Genomic DNA, 17,591 nt, shown 5'->3' on the forward strand with positions numbered 1-17,591 from the left:
AGTTCAGATGCTGTTTTTCGGGTACGTGGCCCATCCTTCGAGACGGACCTTGCGGTCCTCCTCAGGATGAGGCTCGGGTTCGGCAAATCCGGGAACATGCAACAAGGATGACCTCATCCTGAGGAAGCGCGAAGCGCTGTCTCGAAGGATGGGCCGCTTGTTCGAATTGACTTCAGATCGCAAATTCCGCGATTACCGGGGCGTGGTCGGACGGCTTTTCCCAGCCGCGTGCATCGCGCAGGACCGTGGTGCCCTTCACATACGGGGCGAGTGGCTGAGACACCCAGACGTGGTCAAGACGGCGGCCCTTGTCGGCGGCAGACCAGTCCTTGGCGCGATAGCTCCACCAGGTGTAGAGCTTTTCGTCCAGCGGGGTGAACTGGCGCATGGCGTCCAGCCAGCCGCCTGCCTCGCGCACCTGCTCGAACAGTTCCGTTTCGACCGGGGTATGTGAGACCACCTTCAGGAGCTTCTTGTGGGACCAGACATCGTGCTCGTAAGGCGCGACGTTGAGGTCGCCGACCAGAATGGCGGGTTTCGAGGTTTCCTCGCCTTTCAGCCATCCCAGCATCTCGGCCATGAAGTCGAGCTTGTGGCCGAATTTCGGGTTGATCGTGCGATCCGGCTCGTCACCACCTGCCGGCACATAGAAATTGTGCAGCCGGATGCTGGAGCCGTTGAAGGGCACGTCCGCGGCCACGTGACGGCTGTCCCCAACCTGGCAGAAGTCGCGATTCTCGATGTTGCTCAGCGGCAGCTTGGAAAGCGTTGCGACGCCGTGGTAGCCCTTCTGGCCGTGGATGGCCATGTGTTCGTATCCCGCCTTGCGGAAGGCGTTTTCCGGGAAATTGGCGTCCGGGCACTTGGTTTCCTGCAGGCAGATCACGTCCGGTGCGACTTGCTCGATCAACTGTTCCACAATCGGCATGCGCAGGCGCACGGAATTGATGTTCCAGGTGACGAGTTTGATCCGGTCTGTCATGGGAAATTTGCCAAGGCTTGTTGCGGGAATAGCCAAGTCATACGGATTCGGCCACCGAGTGCAAACGAATTCAGGTCTCGGGAACGTCTTCCCCGGCCTTGCCGGTTTCGCCGACCCGTTTCAGGGCGAGTTGAGTGGCCGCGGGGCCGAGCAGTTCGAAGACGATGGTTGATCCGATGGCGACGGTCAGGATTTCGTCGCGGAACTGCGGCAGCGCTTCCGCAGCGACCAGAGCCATGCCAAGCGCGACCCCCGCCTGAGGCAGAAGCGAGAGGCCGAAGAGATAGCTTCGGTCGGTTCCGGCCCCGCCGCTGAGCTTGCCGCCCAGCCAACCTCCGGCCAGGCGCCCGGCGAGCCGCAACAGAACATATGCCGCGCCAAGGAGGCCAAGCTTCAAAAGCAGGTCCGGCTGCAGCGCTGCGCCGGCCAGCACGAAAAAGAAGATCATGAACGGCCATTCGATATGTTCGATTTCATAGAACGGCCGGGTATGGTGACGCCCGGTGTTGACCACCATGGCCCCGCAGGCAATGCCGGCAAGCAGGAACGAGAGGTCGAGCCAGAGGGCGAGACCCGCCGTCAGGAACACGATGCCAAGCGCTTCGGCAAGGGTCGGGTCGCCGGGTTGGAGGCGGCCAGACAGGTAGCCCGCCGGGAGGCCGATAATCGCGCCAAGCAGAAGCGATCCGGCGATTTCCCAAACAGCATGCAGCAGGGCGCCCGAGCCGTCGCCGCCCATGAGTGCCTGTGCTCCCATGAGACAGAACGCGAAGACCAGAATGCCCCAGATATCGTCCAGTGCGACGATGCCGGACAGGATGGTCGTGAATGGCCCCTTGGCGCGGTACTGGCGGATGACATCGCTGGTGGCTGCCGGGTCGGTGGCGGTGGCCAGGGCTGCCAGAATCAGGGCCAGTTCCAGAGGAAAGCCAAGCAGGGCGAGACCTGCAAAGACGATGATCGCAGTAGAGGCGACCGCTGAAGCCGAAACGACCGTTACGGCCTTGCCGCTGTTCTGCAGGTGGACCCTGGAGAGTTTGCCGCCCAGAACGAAGGCGACCATCGACAGGGCCAGAACGGCGAGGGTTTCGTAAAGCTGGGTCAGGTTTTCAGGCAGAAGATCCAGAAAGGCGGGGCCGGCGGCCAGTCCGCACAGGATCAGCAGCGTCACGCGGGGCATCTGCGTCCTGTGGCCGATTTCGTCGGCCAGCATGCCGAGCAGCAGCAGGGCGCCAATGGCGATCAGGGTGGTCGCGATTTCCATGCTCATACATTGAGGGAAAGAGACCAGTCGTCTTTGATCCGCCGCAATCCCGCCCTATTCGATTGCCCGCACGATAACAGATACGTGTTTATGCGGAGAAATCGTGATTTCGTCTACGCTCCGTTAGGAAATCCCGCGCATTTTGTGCGGTGAGTGAAAGCCTTTCTTAACCCTGCCGAGGACGCTGTGCTGGCAATCGTAAAATCGTTTTGTTCCATTTTCGGGTTCATCTTTTTAAGCTCGTGCGCGGCTTACGACTTTCCGGATCCTACGCCAGAAGACTACGCGGTACACGGCATCGACGTGTCCCGGTGGCAGGGCGATATCGATTGGGTGGCCGCAAAGCAGGGCGGTGTCGCCTTCGCCTGGATCAAGGCGACCGAAGGCGGCGACCACGTCGACCCGCGCTTTGTCGAGAACTGGGTGGCAGCGCGCCAGGCGGGCATGCCGCGCGGGGCCTATCACTTCTATTATTTCTGCCGTCCGGTTGAAGAACAGATTTCGTGGGTGAAGGAAATCGTTCCCGTCGACCCGCAAGCCTTGCCGCTTGTTCTCGACATGGAATGGAATGCGCATTCCAAGACCTGCCGGGAACGGCCGGAACGACCGCAGATCCTGCGGGACATGAAGATCTTCCTCGACGAAATGGAAAAGCACTACGGCAAGCGCCCGGTGATCTATTCCTCGGTCGATTTCCACCGCGACCGACTGGTCGGTGCGCTCAAGAACGAGCAATTCTGGCTGCGTTCTGTCGCTAGCTTCCCGAACAACATCTATGAGCAGCGCGACGACTGGTTTTTCTGGCAGTATACGGCCGAGGGCCGGGTGCCGGGCGTCAAAGGCGACGTCGACCGGAATGCGTTCTTCGGAACCAAGTCGCAATACCGCGACTGGCTGAACGGCAAGCTGAGGCGCTGACCGTGCCCTGGGCCAATACCGCTAACGCACCTTGATCTGGTGCGTGACGTCCTTGCCGTTGCTGACTGTGACCTGGGTGAAGCCGATCATCTTGCAAAGATCGAGGAAGTTCAGGTCCTGCGGCTGGTTTGACCGCGCGAAGAGTTCCGTCGTGCGGGCCATCGAGGTCAGGGAAGCAAGCAGGGCCCGCAGCCTGAACAGCGTGTCGTAGCGCCCGTCGCCGGTTGCCACCACAATCAGCTTTTCCAGTTCGGTGCCCTTGGCAAAAAGGTGATATCCGGGCGGATACCCCAGTTTTGCGTTCTGGGATGCAAGGCCGCTGACGAAGGCTGCCCGCGACCGCTTGCCGGTGTCAGGTGCAAGGCCCAGTTCTGAGACGTAAACCTCCTGGGTCTGCACCTCCGGGTAATAATAGCCGGCATGCGCATCGAAGGCCGACGCCTGTGCAATGGATGCAGCAGACCAGAGCGCCGCCAGCGCCATGGTAGACGCAACAGATTGAATTCGTTTCACTTCACAAAGCCCCCCGGCTGTTCGTGCGCCTATCAAGCCCGAAATGCAGGCCGAACGCAAATCGGACGCAAGCTGGGCGCAAGCTGGGGCGGGCAGCATTTGGCGTGAGAAGGAATAGAGACGCCTGCAGCGCTATACTTTTGCCATGATGCTAGCCGCTTCTTGAAAGCGTCAGGGCGCAGAACTTTGGAGTTTTGAACATGTTGATCCGCTTTTCGCTGGCATTTGCCGCGATCGTGATGATGGTGCTGCCAGCAAGCGCACAATCACGGCCGGCCATTGCCTTCACGACGGCCAATCTCAACATGCGCGCCGGACCGGGAACCAATTATCCCGTGATGGCCACCGTGCCGCGCGGGGGCGGGGTAACCATTTTCGGGTGTACGGCCGACTTCGGCTGGTGCGATGCCGCCTTCACCAATGTGAAGGGATGGGTTTCCGGCCAATATCTCAGCTATGGCGGTGAAGGCATCTATTATGGCCGGCCAATCCCCAGCGCGGGCATCAACCTGGGTGTGCAGCGCTACTACCGGGATTACCCGATCTATGCGGAGGCGCCTGCACCTGCCTATCGCGGCGGTCCGGTCTACAAGGGCGATCCTCCCTATGATCCGCCGCCGGTTGAACCGGGACCCATCTATGCACCGGAACCGCTTTACGAAGCGCCGCCTGTCGTTGTCGCGCCGCCGCAGCCGATCATTATCCGGCCCTACTGGGATTCATTTCCCGGCTATCCGCAAAGGTATTTCGAGCCGCGTATCTATTGAAGCGGGCTGTTACCGGGCCGGTTTCGGTCCAGCCATGACCAGCGACCAGAAAACCTTGTGCTTGGCATTGGGCGCGTAAGCCGTCGCGATGCCAAGCCGGGTCGCGTCTTTCGTCAGCAACACCTGGTTATGCTTCGGGCTTTCCCGCCAGCCTGAAAAAGCTTCGGCAAAGGTTCTGTATCCGGCGCTGACGTTTTCGGCAGCAGCCGTCTTCGGCTCGCCGATGGAGGCCATGCGGGTTGCCAGCTGCTGGTTCGGGGCGAGCGATGCCTGAACGTTTCCGGCCGCGGCCATCGCGTCGGCCTGCGATTTTGCAATGGATGTCAGCTGCGGATCGGCAATCACGGGCGACAGTCCGTTGTTGATCCGGTATTGCGAGATCATCTGGGCGGCCGTTGCAGCATCTACCACACCGTCGACACGCGCCATGTCCTCGTAGAAGGGGGGTGTCTGCATGCGGTCGCCCATGCAGGCGGCAACCGAGAGCAGCAGCGCTCCGGCGAGGGCGAGTTTCAGGGATCGATGGACCATCGGATTGTCAGCCACGCTGTTGAAGCTCCCGCTCAGGATCAATGAGATTTAGTGAGGCACATGATTCGCCTCACATTGGAAGGTGATGGGACGACAGTTGAGCAGAATTGCGGCGCAAGGCTCCTGAAACCGGTGCACAAGCCTTTCAGCTGGGGTGTGCGCGCAATGGGTTGGAAAAAATGGAGCAGGTTTCTTGAATGGCAAATTTCAAGTTACATATAAAGTAACATGATGGTGCCGAACCTCTTGGTATGGATCGGAGCACCAGGCCACGCATTGCTTGAGGACCTTTTCCATGTCGCTGTTTTCCGGAACCGCATCAACCGCCGGACATGCGGAAAGAACGGCGAGGCTCGTTCCCGGGCTTGCCGACATGCACAAGATGGCCGGCCTGCTGCTGGCGGAGCGGGCGCCATCGGACGGGACAATCCTGGTGCTTGGTGCCGGTGGCGGTGTTGAACTGAAGGCCTTTGCCCGCATGCAGCCCGACTGGCGTTTCCTTGGTGTCGACCCGTCCGCGGACATGCTGGAAAAGGCGCAAGAGCATCTTGGTCCTCTCGGGGCAAGGGTGAGCCTGCAGGAGGGATACATCCATGATGCCCCCGAGAGACAATTTGATGGCGCCGCCTGCCTGCTGACGCTTCATTTTCTGGATCGGGAGGAGAGGTTGAAGACGCTTTCCGGGCTGCGGCAACGGTTGAAGCCTGGCGCGGCCTTCGTTTCGGTTCATCACAGCTTTCCGACCGACCCTGCGGGCAAGGACAGGTGGCTGGCAAGATATGCGGCGTTTTCCACCGAATCCGGCACTTCCCGCTCGCTTACCGAAAACGGCATGGCTGCGATGAAGGAGCGCTTGCCGGTGCTGACGCCCGAGCAGGATGCGGATCTGTTGAGGCAGGCCGGATTTGTCGACGTCGAGACCTTCTACACGGCCTTCACCTTCAGAGGCTGGGTCGCCACCGCCGGGTAATCAAAAAGAAAAGACCAGCCCGTGAGACACGGGCTGGTCAGGCTGCATGAGGCTAACGGGGCTTGAGGCCCCCAGCCTTTCAGGGAGCTTGTTGAGCCCGCCGCCTGCAGGTGGTTGCCCTGAAGGCGGCGGCGCCGGATCAGCGGGTGGAGGCTTCCAGAACGTCCTCATAGGTCCGAAGACCGGTGGTCGGTGCGCAGACCAGGACGGACATGTTGCCCGGTGCGTGCTGGTTCTTCCACATCTTGGTATGGGCCTTCGGGATCTGATCCCAGGGGAAGACCTCGGACATGTAAGGGTCGATGCGCCGTTCGATCATCAGCTTGTTGGCGGCCGAGGCCTGCTTCAGATGGGCGAAGTGTGACCCTTGAAGGCGCTTCTGGTGCATCCACATGTAGCGGACGTCGAAGGTGCAGTTGAAGCCTGACGTACCTGCGCAAATAACGACCATGCCGCCCTTCTTGCAGACCAGGGTGGAGACCGGGAAGGTTGCCTCGCCCGGGTGTTCGAAGACGATATCGACGTTGTTGCCCTTGCCGGTGATGTCCCAGATCGCCTTGCCGAACTTGCGCGCTTCCGCGAACCATTCCGCATATTCGGGCGAGCCGACCGTCGGCAATTGACCCCAGCACTTGAAGTCCTTGCGGTTGATCACGCCCTTGGCGCCGAGATCCAGCACGAACTGGCGCTTGTCCTCGTCAGAGATGACGCCGATGGCATTGGCGCCTGCTGCCGTAATCAACTGGATGGCGTAGGAGCCAAGGCCACCCGAGGCGCCCCAGACAAGCACGTTCTGACCCGGCTTCAGCTCATGCGGGTGATGGCCGAACAGCATGCGATAGGCGGTCGCGAGCGTCAGCGTGTAGCAGGCGCTTTCTTCCCAGGTCAGGTGGCGCGGCCGGGGCATAAGCTGCTGGGCCTGCACGCGGGTGAATTGCGAGAACGAGCCGTCCGGTGTCTCGTAGCCCCAGATCCGCTGGGAGGTGGAGAACATCGGGTCGCCACCGTTGCACTCCTCGTCGTCGCCGTCGTCCTGATTACAATGAACCACGACCTCGTCGCCCACTTTCCAGCGCTTGACCTTGTCACCAACGGCCCAGACGATGCCCGAGGCATCGGAGCCGGCAATATGATAGGCGGCGCCGTGACCGTCGAACGGGCTGATCGGCTGGCCGAGGCCTGCCCAGATGCCGTTGTAGTTGACGCCGGCGGCCATCACCAGAACCAGAACCTCGTGGCTGTCGAGTTCCCAGGTCGGCACGACTTCCAGTTTCATGGCGTCTTCCGGCGGTCCGTGGCGTTCACGGCGGATGGTCCAGGCATACATGTTTTTGGGAACGTGTCCGAGCGGCGGGATCTCTCCGATTTCATAAAGATCTTTCACCGGCGCGCCCTCTCGCGTTTGGTTGTCATTGGCTTCCGCGGTCGCTGTCATTCTCCCCTCCCAGGGCTTCTTTTGGGCCTCAGAATTTCGCATTTGCACAAGTCGTAATCGGGCAAATACCCAATTTTGCGCAACTATTGTTCAAAAACGATCACCGTTCTATACGACTATTGCTTAACTTGCGTTTTGATGCCAACCATATTTTGCATTGCACATTGGGGTTTCGCAGTCGCGTAAACTCCGGCACACTGCTGACTGTTCGGGAGAAACAGGCTGACGCGGTGCTGCCAAATCAAGAAAAAACAGGCAGCAGAACGCCTTAGGAGGATGAGTGGCATGAGTGCATCGGGTGAGAGCCGGCCGGAGAAAGATCGTCCGTGGATTTTCCGGACCTACGCGGGTCACTCGACGGCGGCCGAATCGAACAAGCTCTACCGTGGCAATCTTGCCAAGGGTCAGACTGGCCTGTCCGTTGCGTTCGATCTGCCGACTCAGACCGGCTATGATCCGGATGACGCCCTGGCGCGCGGCGAAGTGGGCAAGGTCGGTGTTCCGGTGGCTCATCTCGGCGACATGCGCACCCTGTTCCAGGACATTCCGCTGGAGCGGATGAACACCTCCATGACGATCAACGCGACCGCACCCTGGCTGCTGTCGCTCTATATAGCGGCTGCCGACGAACAGGGCGCCGACCGCAAATTGCTGTCGGGCACGACCCAGAACGACATCATCAAGGAATATCTGTCCCGGGGCACCTATGTGTTTCCGCCGGCGCCATCGCTCAGGCTGACGACCGATGTCATCGCCTGGACCTATTCCAACATGCCCAAATGGAATCCGATGAACGTCTGCTCCTATCATTTGCAGGAAGCAGGTGCGACACCGGTTCAGGAGTTGTCCTTCGCGCTGGCAACGGCGGTGGCCATTCTGGATTCCATCAAGGCGAGTGGTGCCATTCCCGATGAAGACTTCCCGAAGGCTGTCGGCCGGATTTCCTTCTTCGTCAATGCGGGCATGCGGTTCATTACCGAGATGTGCAAGATGCGCGCCTTCACCGAATTGTGGGACGAGATCTGCCTGGAGCGCTATGGCGTCGAGGACGAGCGCTATCGCCGCTTCCGCTATGGCGTTCAGGTGAACAGCCTCGGGCTGACCGAGCCGCAGCCGGAAAACAACGTCTACCGTATCCTCATCGAGATGCTGGCGGTGGTCTTGTCCAAGAATGCGCGCGCCCGCGCCGTGCAACTGCCGGCATGGAACGAGGCGCTGGGCCTGCCGCGACCGTTCGACCAGCAGTGGTCGCTGCGAATGCAGCAGATCGTTGCCTATGAGACCGACCTTCTGGACTATGCGGACATTTTTGACGGCTCCGCCGAAATTACCCGCAAGGTGGAAGAGCTGAAGGCGCAAGCCCGCGAGGAACTTGCCCGGATCGATGCCATGGGTGGTGCGGTCGCCGCGGTCGATAGCAGCTACATGAAGCGCCAGCTTGTGGAAGCCAATTCCGCACGCCTTGCCGCGATCGAAGGCGGCGACCAGGTGGTGGTCGGCGTCAACCGCTGGACGGACAGCGAGCCTTCACCTCTGGCCGCCGGGGAAGATGGCGGCATTCTCACCGTTTCCGAGCATGTCGAGGAAGAGGCGGTCGAGAAGGTCAAGGCCTGGCGCGATGCACGCGATCAAGCTGCGGTCGAAACCGCGCTGGCGGACCTGAAAGCCGCCGCCCAGGAAGGCCGCAACATCATGGAGCCCTCGATTGCCGCGGCCAAGGCCGGAGCGACCACAGGCGAATGGGGCCGGACACTGCGCGAGGTCTTTGGCGAGTACCGTGCTCCGACCGGTGTCGGCCAGGCCGTGCGGGACAATGCCGGCACCTTGGCAGACATCCGCTCGGATGTGGAAGCAGTGTCAAAGAAACTCGGTCGCCGACTGAAGTTCCTGGTCGGCAAACCGGGTCTCGACGGGCATTCGAACGGAGCGGAACAGATTGCCGTCAGGGCGCGCGACTGCGGCATGGAGGTGGTCTATGAGGGAATCCGGCTAACGCCGGCGCAAATCGTCAACGCCGCGGTGGAAGAAGACGTTCACGTGATCGGTCTGTCGATTCTGTCCGGCTCGCACCTGGCCCTGGTGCGTGATGTGATGGACCGCCTCCGGGCAGCCGGCGCGGACGATATCCCGGTCGTGGTTGGTGGGATTATCCCTGACGAAGACGCGGCACAGCTCAAGGCGCAAGGCATTGCGGCGGTCTATACGCCCAAGGACTTCCAGCTCACCGATATCATGGCCGATGTGGTGAAGATTGTCGGCAACCGCGCAGAACAGGCTGCTTGAACCGGCCTTCGTCGAAAGTGACAATAATGCCGATTGAAGTATTTATTGGCGAAAATTATTCGCTCTTCTAGTCTCGGATAAACTTTCAGTTGCAACTGGCGCAGTCGTGGCTGCGTCGGTTTCGCTGGCGGGTTCAAGATTTATTTATACTTGGCCATTAGTAGTTTCCCTTAGCGCGGGTCTAAGCAGGAAACGATCCGATGATACGTAAGCCAATTTCCAGAATAACTTCAGTCCTCATCGGATTGCGGGACGGGACCAGTCTGCGCCAGCAGGTTGCCCTTTTGGCGGCTTCGCTTTGCATCTTTTCGATCGCGGTGGCCGCATTCGGTGCGGCCCTGATTGCACGCGGCGAAGCCATCCGGGAAAACCAGTGGGACCTGACCCTGATTGCGCGCAGCATGGCGCAGCGGCTGGACCAGACGATGTTCGACCGTTACCGCGAAGTGCGCAACGTCGCAGACATGGAACTGCTGAAGCCCGTCTGGACGCGCAATCCCGACATCATTCGTGAAACGCTTGACCAGTTGCAGCGCAGCCTGCCGCAATATGCCTGGATCGGATTTGCATCTGTCGACGGCACGGTCGTGGCGGCAACCAAAGGCATGCTGGAGGGCGCATCCGTCGCCGAGCGGCCCTGGTTCATCAGTGGTCTGAAAGGGCCTGCGGTCGAGGATGTGCATCTTGCCAAGCTGCTTGACCACCTGTTGCGGACAAGCCCCGATGAAGCGCCGTTTCGTTTCGTCGACGTGGCAATGCCGGTAAAGGACGAAAACGGAAAACTGGCGGGCGTGCTTGGCGCGCACATGAGCTGGAGCTGGGCGGAAGAAACCCGGCGCGATGTTCTGGAAAACAATCTCGGCAAGGAAGGGCTCGACCTCTTCGTGCTTGCGCGCGACGGCACGGTGCTTGTCGGGGAAGACGCCGAAGGCACGAGCCTCTCCCGGGAGAATGCTGCCTACGATCCCGGCAATCCCGACATGGTGGTCGCGGAGGTCGAAACCTCGGGCCTTGGCGATTATCCGGGGCTGGGCTGGAAAGTCGCCGTGCAGCAGCCGGTCAGCGTCGTGTCGGCTCGGGTGGCGGCTCTGGTTCGCAATATCTTTCTGATCGGATTTGCGGTCGCCTGTCTTTCCGCGCTGCTGGCATGGCTTGCGTCTCGCACCATCTCGCAGCCGCTTCTCGGCCTGGTTTCAGCGCTGGACAGGATCGGGCGTGACGAAAAGGAAACGACAGTTCCGCGTCTGCACGGGTTCCGGGAACTTTCGCAGGTGTCTGCCTCCGTCAGGTCGCTGCTGCGCCGGCTCGGTACCGTGGAAGAAAGCGCAAGGACAGCCCGGGACATGCTGGCGGTTCTGAAGGACGAATACAGCCGCAACATACGGTCCAGTGAGGAACGGAACCGGCAACTGGGAGCCGACATCCGCTCCTTGAGAACGCTGGCGGAACGCGATTCCCTGTCGGGCCTCCTGAACCGGCGTGCGTTCCAGCCGTTTGCGGAAGATGCCTTTGCGACCTTCCAGCGCCACGACCGGCTGTTCAGCGTGCTGATGATCGATGCGGACCACTTCAAGGCCGTCAATGACCAATTCGGGCACCGGGCCGGTGACGACGTCATCCGGGCCATCGGTGATGCCATCGTTGAAGAAATCCGTTCGACCGACAAGGCTGCCCGGTTCGGCGGGGAAGAATTCGTTCTCCTCCTGAGGGAAAACGACGCAAACGGGGCCTGGGTCCTGGCCGAGCGCATCAGGTTGAGAATTGCAGCCCTCACCGTGGATGCCGGCGTTGGCAATATCTCCGTCACGGTCAGCATTGGGCTGGCGGAAGTCACGGCTGATGATCGTGATGTCGAAGACACGATCGCCCGGGCGGATCAGGCGCTTTACATTGCCAAATCGTCGGGCCGCAACCGGGTCTGTGTCGACTATCCGACCCCTCGGTCCCAGTCGGCCTGAGGCAGTTGCCTTTGACAATACCGAGGGTTAACTTAACGTAAAGTTTTGTTAACCCTTTGTTGAAACAATTGGCGGGTTCCGCCAGAAGGCGGCAATTCTCTGAGGGCCAGGAGGCCGGAATGGCGACGATCGAAAGGCCGCAATCGGCCCAGGTCGTGGCGCATGCGACAGAGTACCCCGCGGACCGTGACGGTGACGGCACCGGTTACGACCGCAGAAAGAAGCGTGACACCGCAGAGCGCCACGAAAATGAAAACGGGATGTCCGAGGACACTCCGGCAGTTCTTGTTGACGATCACCACACCGTAAATCATGTGCTGGATGGCGTTGCCGCCTATCGGGCTGTCGCGTTGCAGGTCATGGAGCCGGGCATTGATCACGGGCCGGTACACCCCTTGCGGGGACCTGTCGACAGGATGCCCGCGGACAACGTCCGTCATGCCTATGAGGATCACGAGGACGGTGAGCCGCCCCATGAGGTGAATGTCGCGACCTGACGGGCGAAGTCGTCCAAAAGGTTGAAGCCACTTGGCTCGTTACGTATTAACCCGTATCTATGGCCGGCAGGGGAGATCCCCTATCGTTCGTGCACAGGTGCGCGTCCTTCGGGATGCAGCATCAGGTGCCGCCGTTCCGGTTGGCAGGCCTCCCACATCTGGTGCAGGTGGCTGATCCCGGGTGACAAGAGCTGGAGACTTGAGTTTGACTTTCCCCGCACATCTTCTCGAAGGCTACGGCCGTTACCTCAACAAGGGGTTCGTCAGGTACAAGGAAACCCATGAACGCTTGGCGGTCTACGGTCAGACGCCGGATGTGATGGTGATTTCCTGCTGCGACAGCCGGGTTACGCCGGAAGGCATCTTCAATGTCGGTCCGGGCGAATTGTTCGTGGTGCGCAACGTTGCCAACCTGGTGCCGCCATACGAGGATACGGAAGGTCAGCATGGCACCAGCGCCGCGATCGAATTCGCGGTCAACGGGCTCAAGGTCAAGCACATTGTGATCATGGGACATGGCCAGTGCGGTGGCGTGAAGGCGTTCCGGGAAAACGCGAATGCGCCGATGGCGACAGGTCAGTTCATCGGCCGGTGGATCAAGTTGCTGGAGCCGGCGGCAATCGCGATGGCCTGCATGCCGGTGGACAAGGCCGACGATCCTCAGCTTGCCATGGAATATGCCGGTATCCGCCAGTCGCTGAAGAACCTAATGACCTTCCCGTTCATCGAGGCGGCCGTTTCGGCGGGTTCGCTCAGCCTGCACGGGTCCTGGTTCGACATCGGGTCCGGCGAATTGCGGGTCATGGACGCCGAAACACAGAGATTCTCCACGACAGCCCCTGAAGCTCTCGCCACTGCGGGATAAGCGCTGCAAGGAAAGGGACGTCATGCTCGTCGATCCGGTGCTCTATCGCCGAATGGCCAAATACAACAGCTGGATGACCGAAAAGGTCTATGCGGCAGCGGATCTCATGAGCGATGAAGACCGCAAGGCCGACCGGGGTGCCTTCTTCCGGTCCGTGCATTCCACGCTTAACCACATCCTGTTTGCCGACAGGGCCTGGATGGGTCGCTTCACCGGCCGCAAATACGAAATCAAGGGCATGGGCGTTGACCTCTTCGAGAATTTCGATGAGTTGAAAGCCGCCCATTTCGACATGTGCCTGCAGATTTCCGACTTTGCCGAGTGGCTGACCATAGACTGGCTGGCGGAGGATCTGGAATGGACAAGCGGCCAGGACGGTATTCCCCGGTCCCGGCCGCGCTGGATGCTTGTCACCCACATGTTCAATCACCAGACCCATCATCGCGGCCAGGTGTCGACGCTGTTGACACAGGCCGGGCATGACATCGGTGTTACCGATCTGCCGTTCATGCCCGATCTGGTGTGACGGGGAAGCCTGTTCAGACTTCCGTCTTCATTCCGTAGTTCTTCACCGCGCCAAGCACTGCGTCGATCTCGGACTTTGAGAGAATGTGCGGCGAGCCGATCGTCCGGCTGAGGATATAGGCCTTGGCCAGGACTTCCAGTTCCTCAAGACGCCAGAGGCCCTTTTCAAGGGTCTCGCCGACAACAACTGCACCGTGGTTGGCCATCAGGCAGCCTTGCCGGTCTTTCATGACGTCTGTCACTTCTCGCGCAAGTTCGTCGCTGCCGAAAAGGGCGTAGCCTGCCAGGGGAACCGTGTCACCACCGAAGAGCGCGATCATGTAATGGCAGGAGGGGATCTCCATCCGGTTGATCGCCAGCGCGGTGCAGTGGACCGGGTGGGCGTGTACGACTGCGTGCATCTCCGGCTTTGCCCGCAGCAGCGCAAGGTGGAACTGCCATTCGGTTGAAGGCGGCAGGGGCCCTTCGAAAGCGCTGTCTCCGTCCAGCGGGATGGAGGCCAGCATCTCCGGGGTCATGCGGTCATAGGGCACGCCGGAGGGCGTGATGATCATCCGGTCGCCTGCGCGCGCGGAAATATTGCCCGATGTGCCCTGGTTGATACCGCGGCTGTTCATCTCCTTGCAGGAATCGATGATGGCCTGGCGAAGTTCGGGTGTGTCCTGATAAGGCGTCTTAAGCATTGTTTTCCGTCAGATTGAGCATTTCCGTCGCCGTTTCCGAGCAGGTGGCGATGTGGGTGGCGTAGCCGCCGCGCAGGGCGGCCAGCATCGGTCTGGCACGGTCCGGGCCGGAGCCGACCAGCAGGCCCATGTCCTTGCCGCGCATCTGGTCCAGCGTCACGGCAATCATCCGGTCCTCGATTTCCCGGTTGAGACCGTTGCCGTCGTGGTCGATCAGGCGGCCACAGATCACGCCGATAGCACCGCGTTCCGCGCATGGGGCAACGTCGGCGGGGTCAAGCAGACCGGTATGGACAACGTGGCTGTCTGCCGTGCAGGTGCCGCAGGCGAAGATGGTCTTGTTGCAGTCGGCCACCGCATCAAGCTGCATGCGGATCACCGGTTCCCGCTTCAGTTCTTCCACCAGCGCCCGATTGGACAAGAGCAGCGGCACATGAAGGTTGACGCAGTGCGCGCCATAGCGGCGGGCGAGCGTTGCCGAGCAGGTTTCCGCGGCAAAGCCGAGGGCTGCCGGGCGCGAGCCGACCAGCTGAACCACGGTAAGGTCCGGCACTGTTACCCGCGGCGCGGCCTCCGCCACCCGGTAGACCGTTTCGCCCCAGGCAACGCCAAGCCGGTCGCCCGGTTCCAGCAGGCCCGGCAGCCAGTCGGCAACCACACGGGTGACCCGGTCAAGGGACTGATCGGCCCCGGCAGAAGATGTCGGAACGACGATGGCGTCCTGCAGACCAAACCGGTCGACGAGACGGCGCGCCAGATCGTGATCGCGGAAGATGTCCGTATCCAGCGTGATGCGGACATAATCGCGTTTTCGCGCTTCGGACAGATAGTTGACGACCGTCGCCCGCGAAATGCCGAGGCGTTCGGCGATCTCGTTCTGGTTCATGCCTTCCTGGTAGTAGCACCAGGTGACCTCGATGATGGCGTCGTCCTGGCTGCGCGCCCTGGTGGCCGCGGAGGGTGCCGCGGCCTTGGTGCCGGTTGGCCGGGAACTGGTCGGGCCAGGGCTCATGCGCTCTTGGCGATCCTGCTGAGATCCGGGAAGAGCGCGGCAAGGCCTTCGGCGCTGGCCTCGCAGACACCGCGTTCGGTAATCAGGCCGGTGACGAGGTGGTTCGGCGTGACATCGAAGGCAGGATTGCCGCCGGGCGTGCCAACCGGTGTCACCTGGACGACGCCGATCTTGCCGTCGTCCGTCAGGCCCTGGATGTGCGTGACTTCGCGTTCCTGGCGTTCCTCGATCGGAATTTCGGCAACGCCGTCATCTACCGTCCAGTCGATGGTCGGTGAAGGCAGGGCAACGTAGAACGGCACGTTGTTGGCCTTGGCGGCAAGTGCCTTCAGATAGGTGCCGATCTTGTTGCAGACGTCGCCTCGGCGCGTGGTGCGGTCCGTTCCGACGATGACCATGTCGACAAGGCCGTGCTGCATCAGGTGGCCGCCGGCGTTGTCGGTGATGTAGGTGTGCGGAATGCCGTGGCTGCCCAATTCCCAGGAGGTGAGGGCACCCTGGTTGCGCGGGCGGGTTTCATCCACCCAGACATGGATCGGAATGCCGGCGTCATGGGCCTGGTACATCGGGCTCGTCGCCGTGCCCCAGTCGACGGTCGCAATCCAGCCGGCGTTGCAATGGGTCAGGATGCGAACAGGCTCTCCGTCCTTCTTGCCCGCTGCGATCTTGCGGATGATCTCAAGACCATTCTGGCCGATGCTGTGGTTGATGCCGACATCCTCGTCGGAGATCTCGTGCGCGAGCTTCAGCGCAGCGGCGGGACGGTCAGCTTCCGGCAGCGGGAGCAGGTGCGCACGGCAGCGGTTGAGCGCCCAACGCAGGTTGATGGCCGTCGGCCGGGTCTTGTCGAGAAACTCCCAGGCCGTGTCCAGATGCGCATTGGACGGGTCGATCTTTGCGGCCAGTGCCATACCGTAGGCAGCGGTTGCACCAATGAGCGGCGCGCCGCGCACGCGCATCTCAACGATGGCGTCGGCGAAGTCCTGAAGTGTGTCGACCTGCTGGATGCGGAATTCGTGCGGCAGCCAGCGCTGATCGATGATCTGCAGGGCAGCCTTGTCGTCATCCCACCAGAGCGAGCGGTAATGAGTGCCGTTGACCTTCATGGGATGTCCTTCTTGTTGAATTGGCGCGCAAGCTTCACGAGCGCATCGGTCGAGCCGTAACTTTCTGGCGACAGGATGAGGTCGGCCCCCATCAGCAGGTTGCGCGTTTCCAGACGGCGCTTCAGCTGCTTGTCCTCGATTTCCTCGAAGTCGGCATTATGGGCGAGCGACAGGGTGCGGCGGTGCATCTCGATACCGCAATAGCCCATGGCCTCGTTGCGGATATCCTGCAGGAGGCCCGCACATGCGAAGTCTGATGCCTGCCCCTGATCCTCGAACAGGGAAGCCGGATAAAGCATGCCGGTGCGCTCGGTGTTCCAGAGGCGGGTGAACTCGGCCTCGAAGGATGAGAAGGTTTCGGCGATGACCGACAAAACCCATTCCTGGAAATCCTCGAGTGTTTCCGCGCTGCGATGGGCCGGCTGGCTGAAATAGGCCATCAGGAAGTTGGCTGTCAGCATTCCGATGTCGAAGCCGAGCGGGCCGTATTGCACGAATTCGGGATCGATGACACGGCTGTCGCTGTCCGTGGACATGATGGAGCCGCTGTGCAGGTCGCCGTGCACCATGGTTTCGGTGTTGGAGGCAAATTTCATCAGGAACCGCTGCACCTTTGCCTTCAGTTCGGCATTGGTGCGCAGGTCTGCCACAACGGGGTCAAGACCTTCCGTGTGGTGGTTCATTTCAGCAGCATAATAAGGATCGGTGAACACCAGCGCTTCGGTGATTGCGGGGATTTCCACGTTGCCGGCGAACAGGCTGACATCGGCCTTCTTGTCTGCGCTCTTCATGGACAGTTCCGAGCCGCGAAACGCGGTGCGGGCGCAGAAGGTGCCAAGGAAAGCACCGAGTCCTGCAACCTTTTCACCATCGATCAGCTTGCGCCGCAGGATCTTGTGCGGCGAGAGGAATTCCATGACGATCAGCGCCTGGTCCTCATCGAAGTGGTAGACCTCCGGCACTGCGCCCGGATCACGGGCGGCCTGTCGTACAAGCGCATGGTTCTCGTAAAGCGCGCGATAAAGCGGCAGCGGCCAGCTGTCGCCGACCAGGCGCACATAGGGCAGTGCCTGCTTGACGATGATCGTGCCTTTGGGGCCCTCGACAATGAAGACGAGGTTCAGGTTGCCGTCGCCAACTTCGCGAACGGTCCAGTCAGACGGGTCTGCTCCGATCCTGTCCGCAACGGCGGAAATGCCGGAAAGTCTTTCGCCGAGCGTTTCCGGCGTGAGGGGCCGATAGAGGTCTGGCGTGTCCATCTTGGGTCTTGTTCCTCCCTATT

The 17,591-nt window shown here is 61.0% G+C and carries 17 protein-coding genes; 8 read left to right on the top strand and 9 right to left on the bottom strand.

Translation table 11 applies throughout. From position 1 onward, the window contains the following. Positions 1-172 precede the first annotated feature (172 nt). Together xth and FIV03_RS08435 are read right to left on the bottom strand one after the other, a co-directional pair. Entirely contained in the window at positions 173-982 is an 810-nt protein-coding gene (xth, locus tag FIV03_RS08430; protein WP_152509242.1) for an exodeoxyribonuclease III, read from the bottom strand. A 70-nt stretch (positions 983-1,052) separates the two neighbouring features. Further along, on the bottom strand, positions 1,053-2,246 hold the full coding sequence (locus FIV03_RS08435) for a cation:proton antiporter (protein WP_173013809.1): 1,194 nt from the start codon (positions 2,244-2,246) through the stop codon (positions 1,053-1,055). A gap of 153 nt (positions 2,247-2,399) precedes the next feature. On the opposite strand from FIV03_RS08435, the gene FIV03_RS08440 reads away from it, so the two are divergent. Then, positions 2,400-3,164 carry a GH25 family lysozyme gene (locus FIV03_RS08440; RefSeq protein WP_286202276.1) on the top strand — a complete coding sequence of 255 codons (765 nt, stop codon included), beginning with the start codon at positions 2,400-2,402 and terminating at the stop codon, positions 3,162-3,164. A 21-nt stretch (positions 3,165-3,185) separates the two neighbouring features. Here the strand turns inward: FIV03_RS08440 and FIV03_RS08445 are convergent, their stop codons facing one another. Next, on the bottom strand, positions 3,186-3,677 hold the full coding sequence (locus FIV03_RS08445; RefSeq protein WP_209009907.1) for a hypothetical protein: 492 nt from the start codon (positions 3,675-3,677) through the stop codon (positions 3,186-3,188). A gap of 200 nt (positions 3,678-3,877) precedes the next feature. Here FIV03_RS08445 and FIV03_RS08450 point away from each other — a divergent pair, with 200 nt between their 5' ends. After that, entirely contained in the window at positions 3,878-4,444 is a 567-nt protein-coding gene (locus FIV03_RS08450) for an SH3 domain-containing protein (RefSeq protein ID WP_152509244.1), read from the top strand. Positions 4,445-4,453: 9 nt separating this feature from the next. On the opposite strand, the gene FIV03_RS08455 is transcribed toward FIV03_RS08450, so the two are convergent. After that, positions 4,454-4,990, bottom strand: a complete 537-nt coding sequence (locus tag FIV03_RS08455) for a CAP domain-containing protein (protein ID WP_306355459.1) — start codon at positions 4,988-4,990, stop codon at positions 4,454-4,456. Positions 4,991-5,270: 280 nt separating this feature from the next. On the opposite strand from FIV03_RS08455, the gene FIV03_RS08460 reads away from it, so the two are divergent. Further along, a complete protein-coding gene (locus FIV03_RS08460; protein WP_152509245.1) occupies positions 5,271-5,945 on the top strand; it encodes a class I SAM-dependent methyltransferase in 675 nt (224 codons plus the stop codon). 139 nt (positions 5,946-6,084) lie between these two features. On the opposite strand, the gene ccrA is transcribed toward FIV03_RS08460, so the two are convergent. After that, positions 6,085-7,380 (bottom strand): crotonyl-CoA carboxylase/reductase, encoded by a 1,296-nt coding sequence (ccrA, locus tag FIV03_RS08465; RefSeq protein ID WP_023002848.1) that lies wholly within the window; start codon positions 7,378-7,380, stop codon positions 6,085-6,087. Between the two features lie 285 nt (positions 7,381-7,665). Between ccrA and FIV03_RS08470 the strand changes: the two genes are divergently transcribed. From FIV03_RS08470 to FIV03_RS08490, 5 genes are all read left to right on the top strand, one after another. Continuing rightward, positions 7,666-9,663 (top strand): protein meaA, encoded by a 1,998-nt coding sequence (locus FIV03_RS08470; protein WP_077291546.1) that lies wholly within the window; start codon positions 7,666-7,668, stop codon positions 9,661-9,663. A gap of 200 nt (positions 9,664-9,863) precedes the next feature. Next, the gene (locus FIV03_RS08475) at positions 9,864-11,621 is read left to right on the top strand and encodes a diguanylate cyclase (protein WP_152509246.1); all 1,758 of its coding nucleotides are present in this window, start codon (positions 9,864-9,866) and stop codon (positions 11,619-11,621) included. A 119-nt stretch (positions 11,622-11,740) separates the two neighbouring features. Continuing rightward, on the top strand, positions 11,741-12,118 hold the full coding sequence (locus FIV03_RS08480) for a hypothetical protein (protein ID WP_152509247.1): 378 nt from the start codon (positions 11,741-11,743) through the stop codon (positions 12,116-12,118). 205 nt (positions 12,119-12,323) lie between these two features. Then, complete coding sequence (locus tag FIV03_RS08485) at positions 12,324-12,983, top strand: carbonic anhydrase (protein WP_139314252.1); 660 nt, start codon at positions 12,324-12,326, stop codon at positions 12,981-12,983. Positions 12,984-13,005: 22 nt separating this feature from the next. Next, positions 13,006-13,509, top strand: coding sequence for a DinB family protein (locus FIV03_RS08490; RefSeq protein ID WP_055659774.1), 504 nt, complete (start codon positions 13,006-13,008; stop codon positions 13,507-13,509). 13 nt (positions 13,510-13,522) lie between these two features. Here FIV03_RS08490 and FIV03_RS08495 read toward each other — a convergent pair whose 3' ends face one another. The 4 genes from FIV03_RS08495 to mtnK are packed head-to-tail and all read right to left on the bottom strand — an operon-like array spanning position 13,523 to position 17,568. Then, a complete protein-coding gene (locus FIV03_RS08495) occupies positions 13,523-14,191 on the bottom strand; it encodes a class II aldolase/adducin family protein (RefSeq protein WP_152509248.1) in 669 nt (222 codons plus the stop codon). Continuing rightward, positions 14,184-15,203: a sugar-binding transcriptional regulator gene (locus tag FIV03_RS08500; protein WP_152509249.1), complete on the bottom strand. Its 1,020-nt coding sequence runs from the start codon at positions 15,201-15,203 to the stop codon at positions 14,184-14,186. Before FIV03_RS08500 ends, FIV03_RS08495 begins: the two co-directional genes overlap by 8 nt. After that, positions 15,200-16,309 carry an S-methyl-5-thioribose-1-phosphate isomerase gene (mtnA, locus tag FIV03_RS08505; protein WP_075283981.1) on the bottom strand — a complete coding sequence of 370 codons (1,110 nt, stop codon included), beginning with the start codon at positions 16,307-16,309 and terminating at the stop codon, positions 15,200-15,202. The genes FIV03_RS08500 and mtnA overlap by 4 nt, the downstream gene beginning before the upstream one ends. Then, a complete protein-coding gene (gene mtnK, locus FIV03_RS08510; protein ID WP_152509250.1) occupies positions 16,306-17,568 on the bottom strand; it encodes an S-methyl-5-thioribose kinase in 1,263 nt (420 codons plus the stop codon). The genes mtnA and mtnK overlap by 4 nt, the downstream gene beginning before the upstream one ends. Positions 17,569-17,591: the final 23 nt, after the last annotated feature.

Origin of the sequence: Labrenzia sp. THAF187b (assembly GCF_009363375.1) — a bacterium.
In the GTDB taxonomy this organism is placed as follows: domain Bacteria; phylum Pseudomonadota; class Alphaproteobacteria; order Rhizobiales; family Stappiaceae; genus Roseibium; species Roseibium algicola.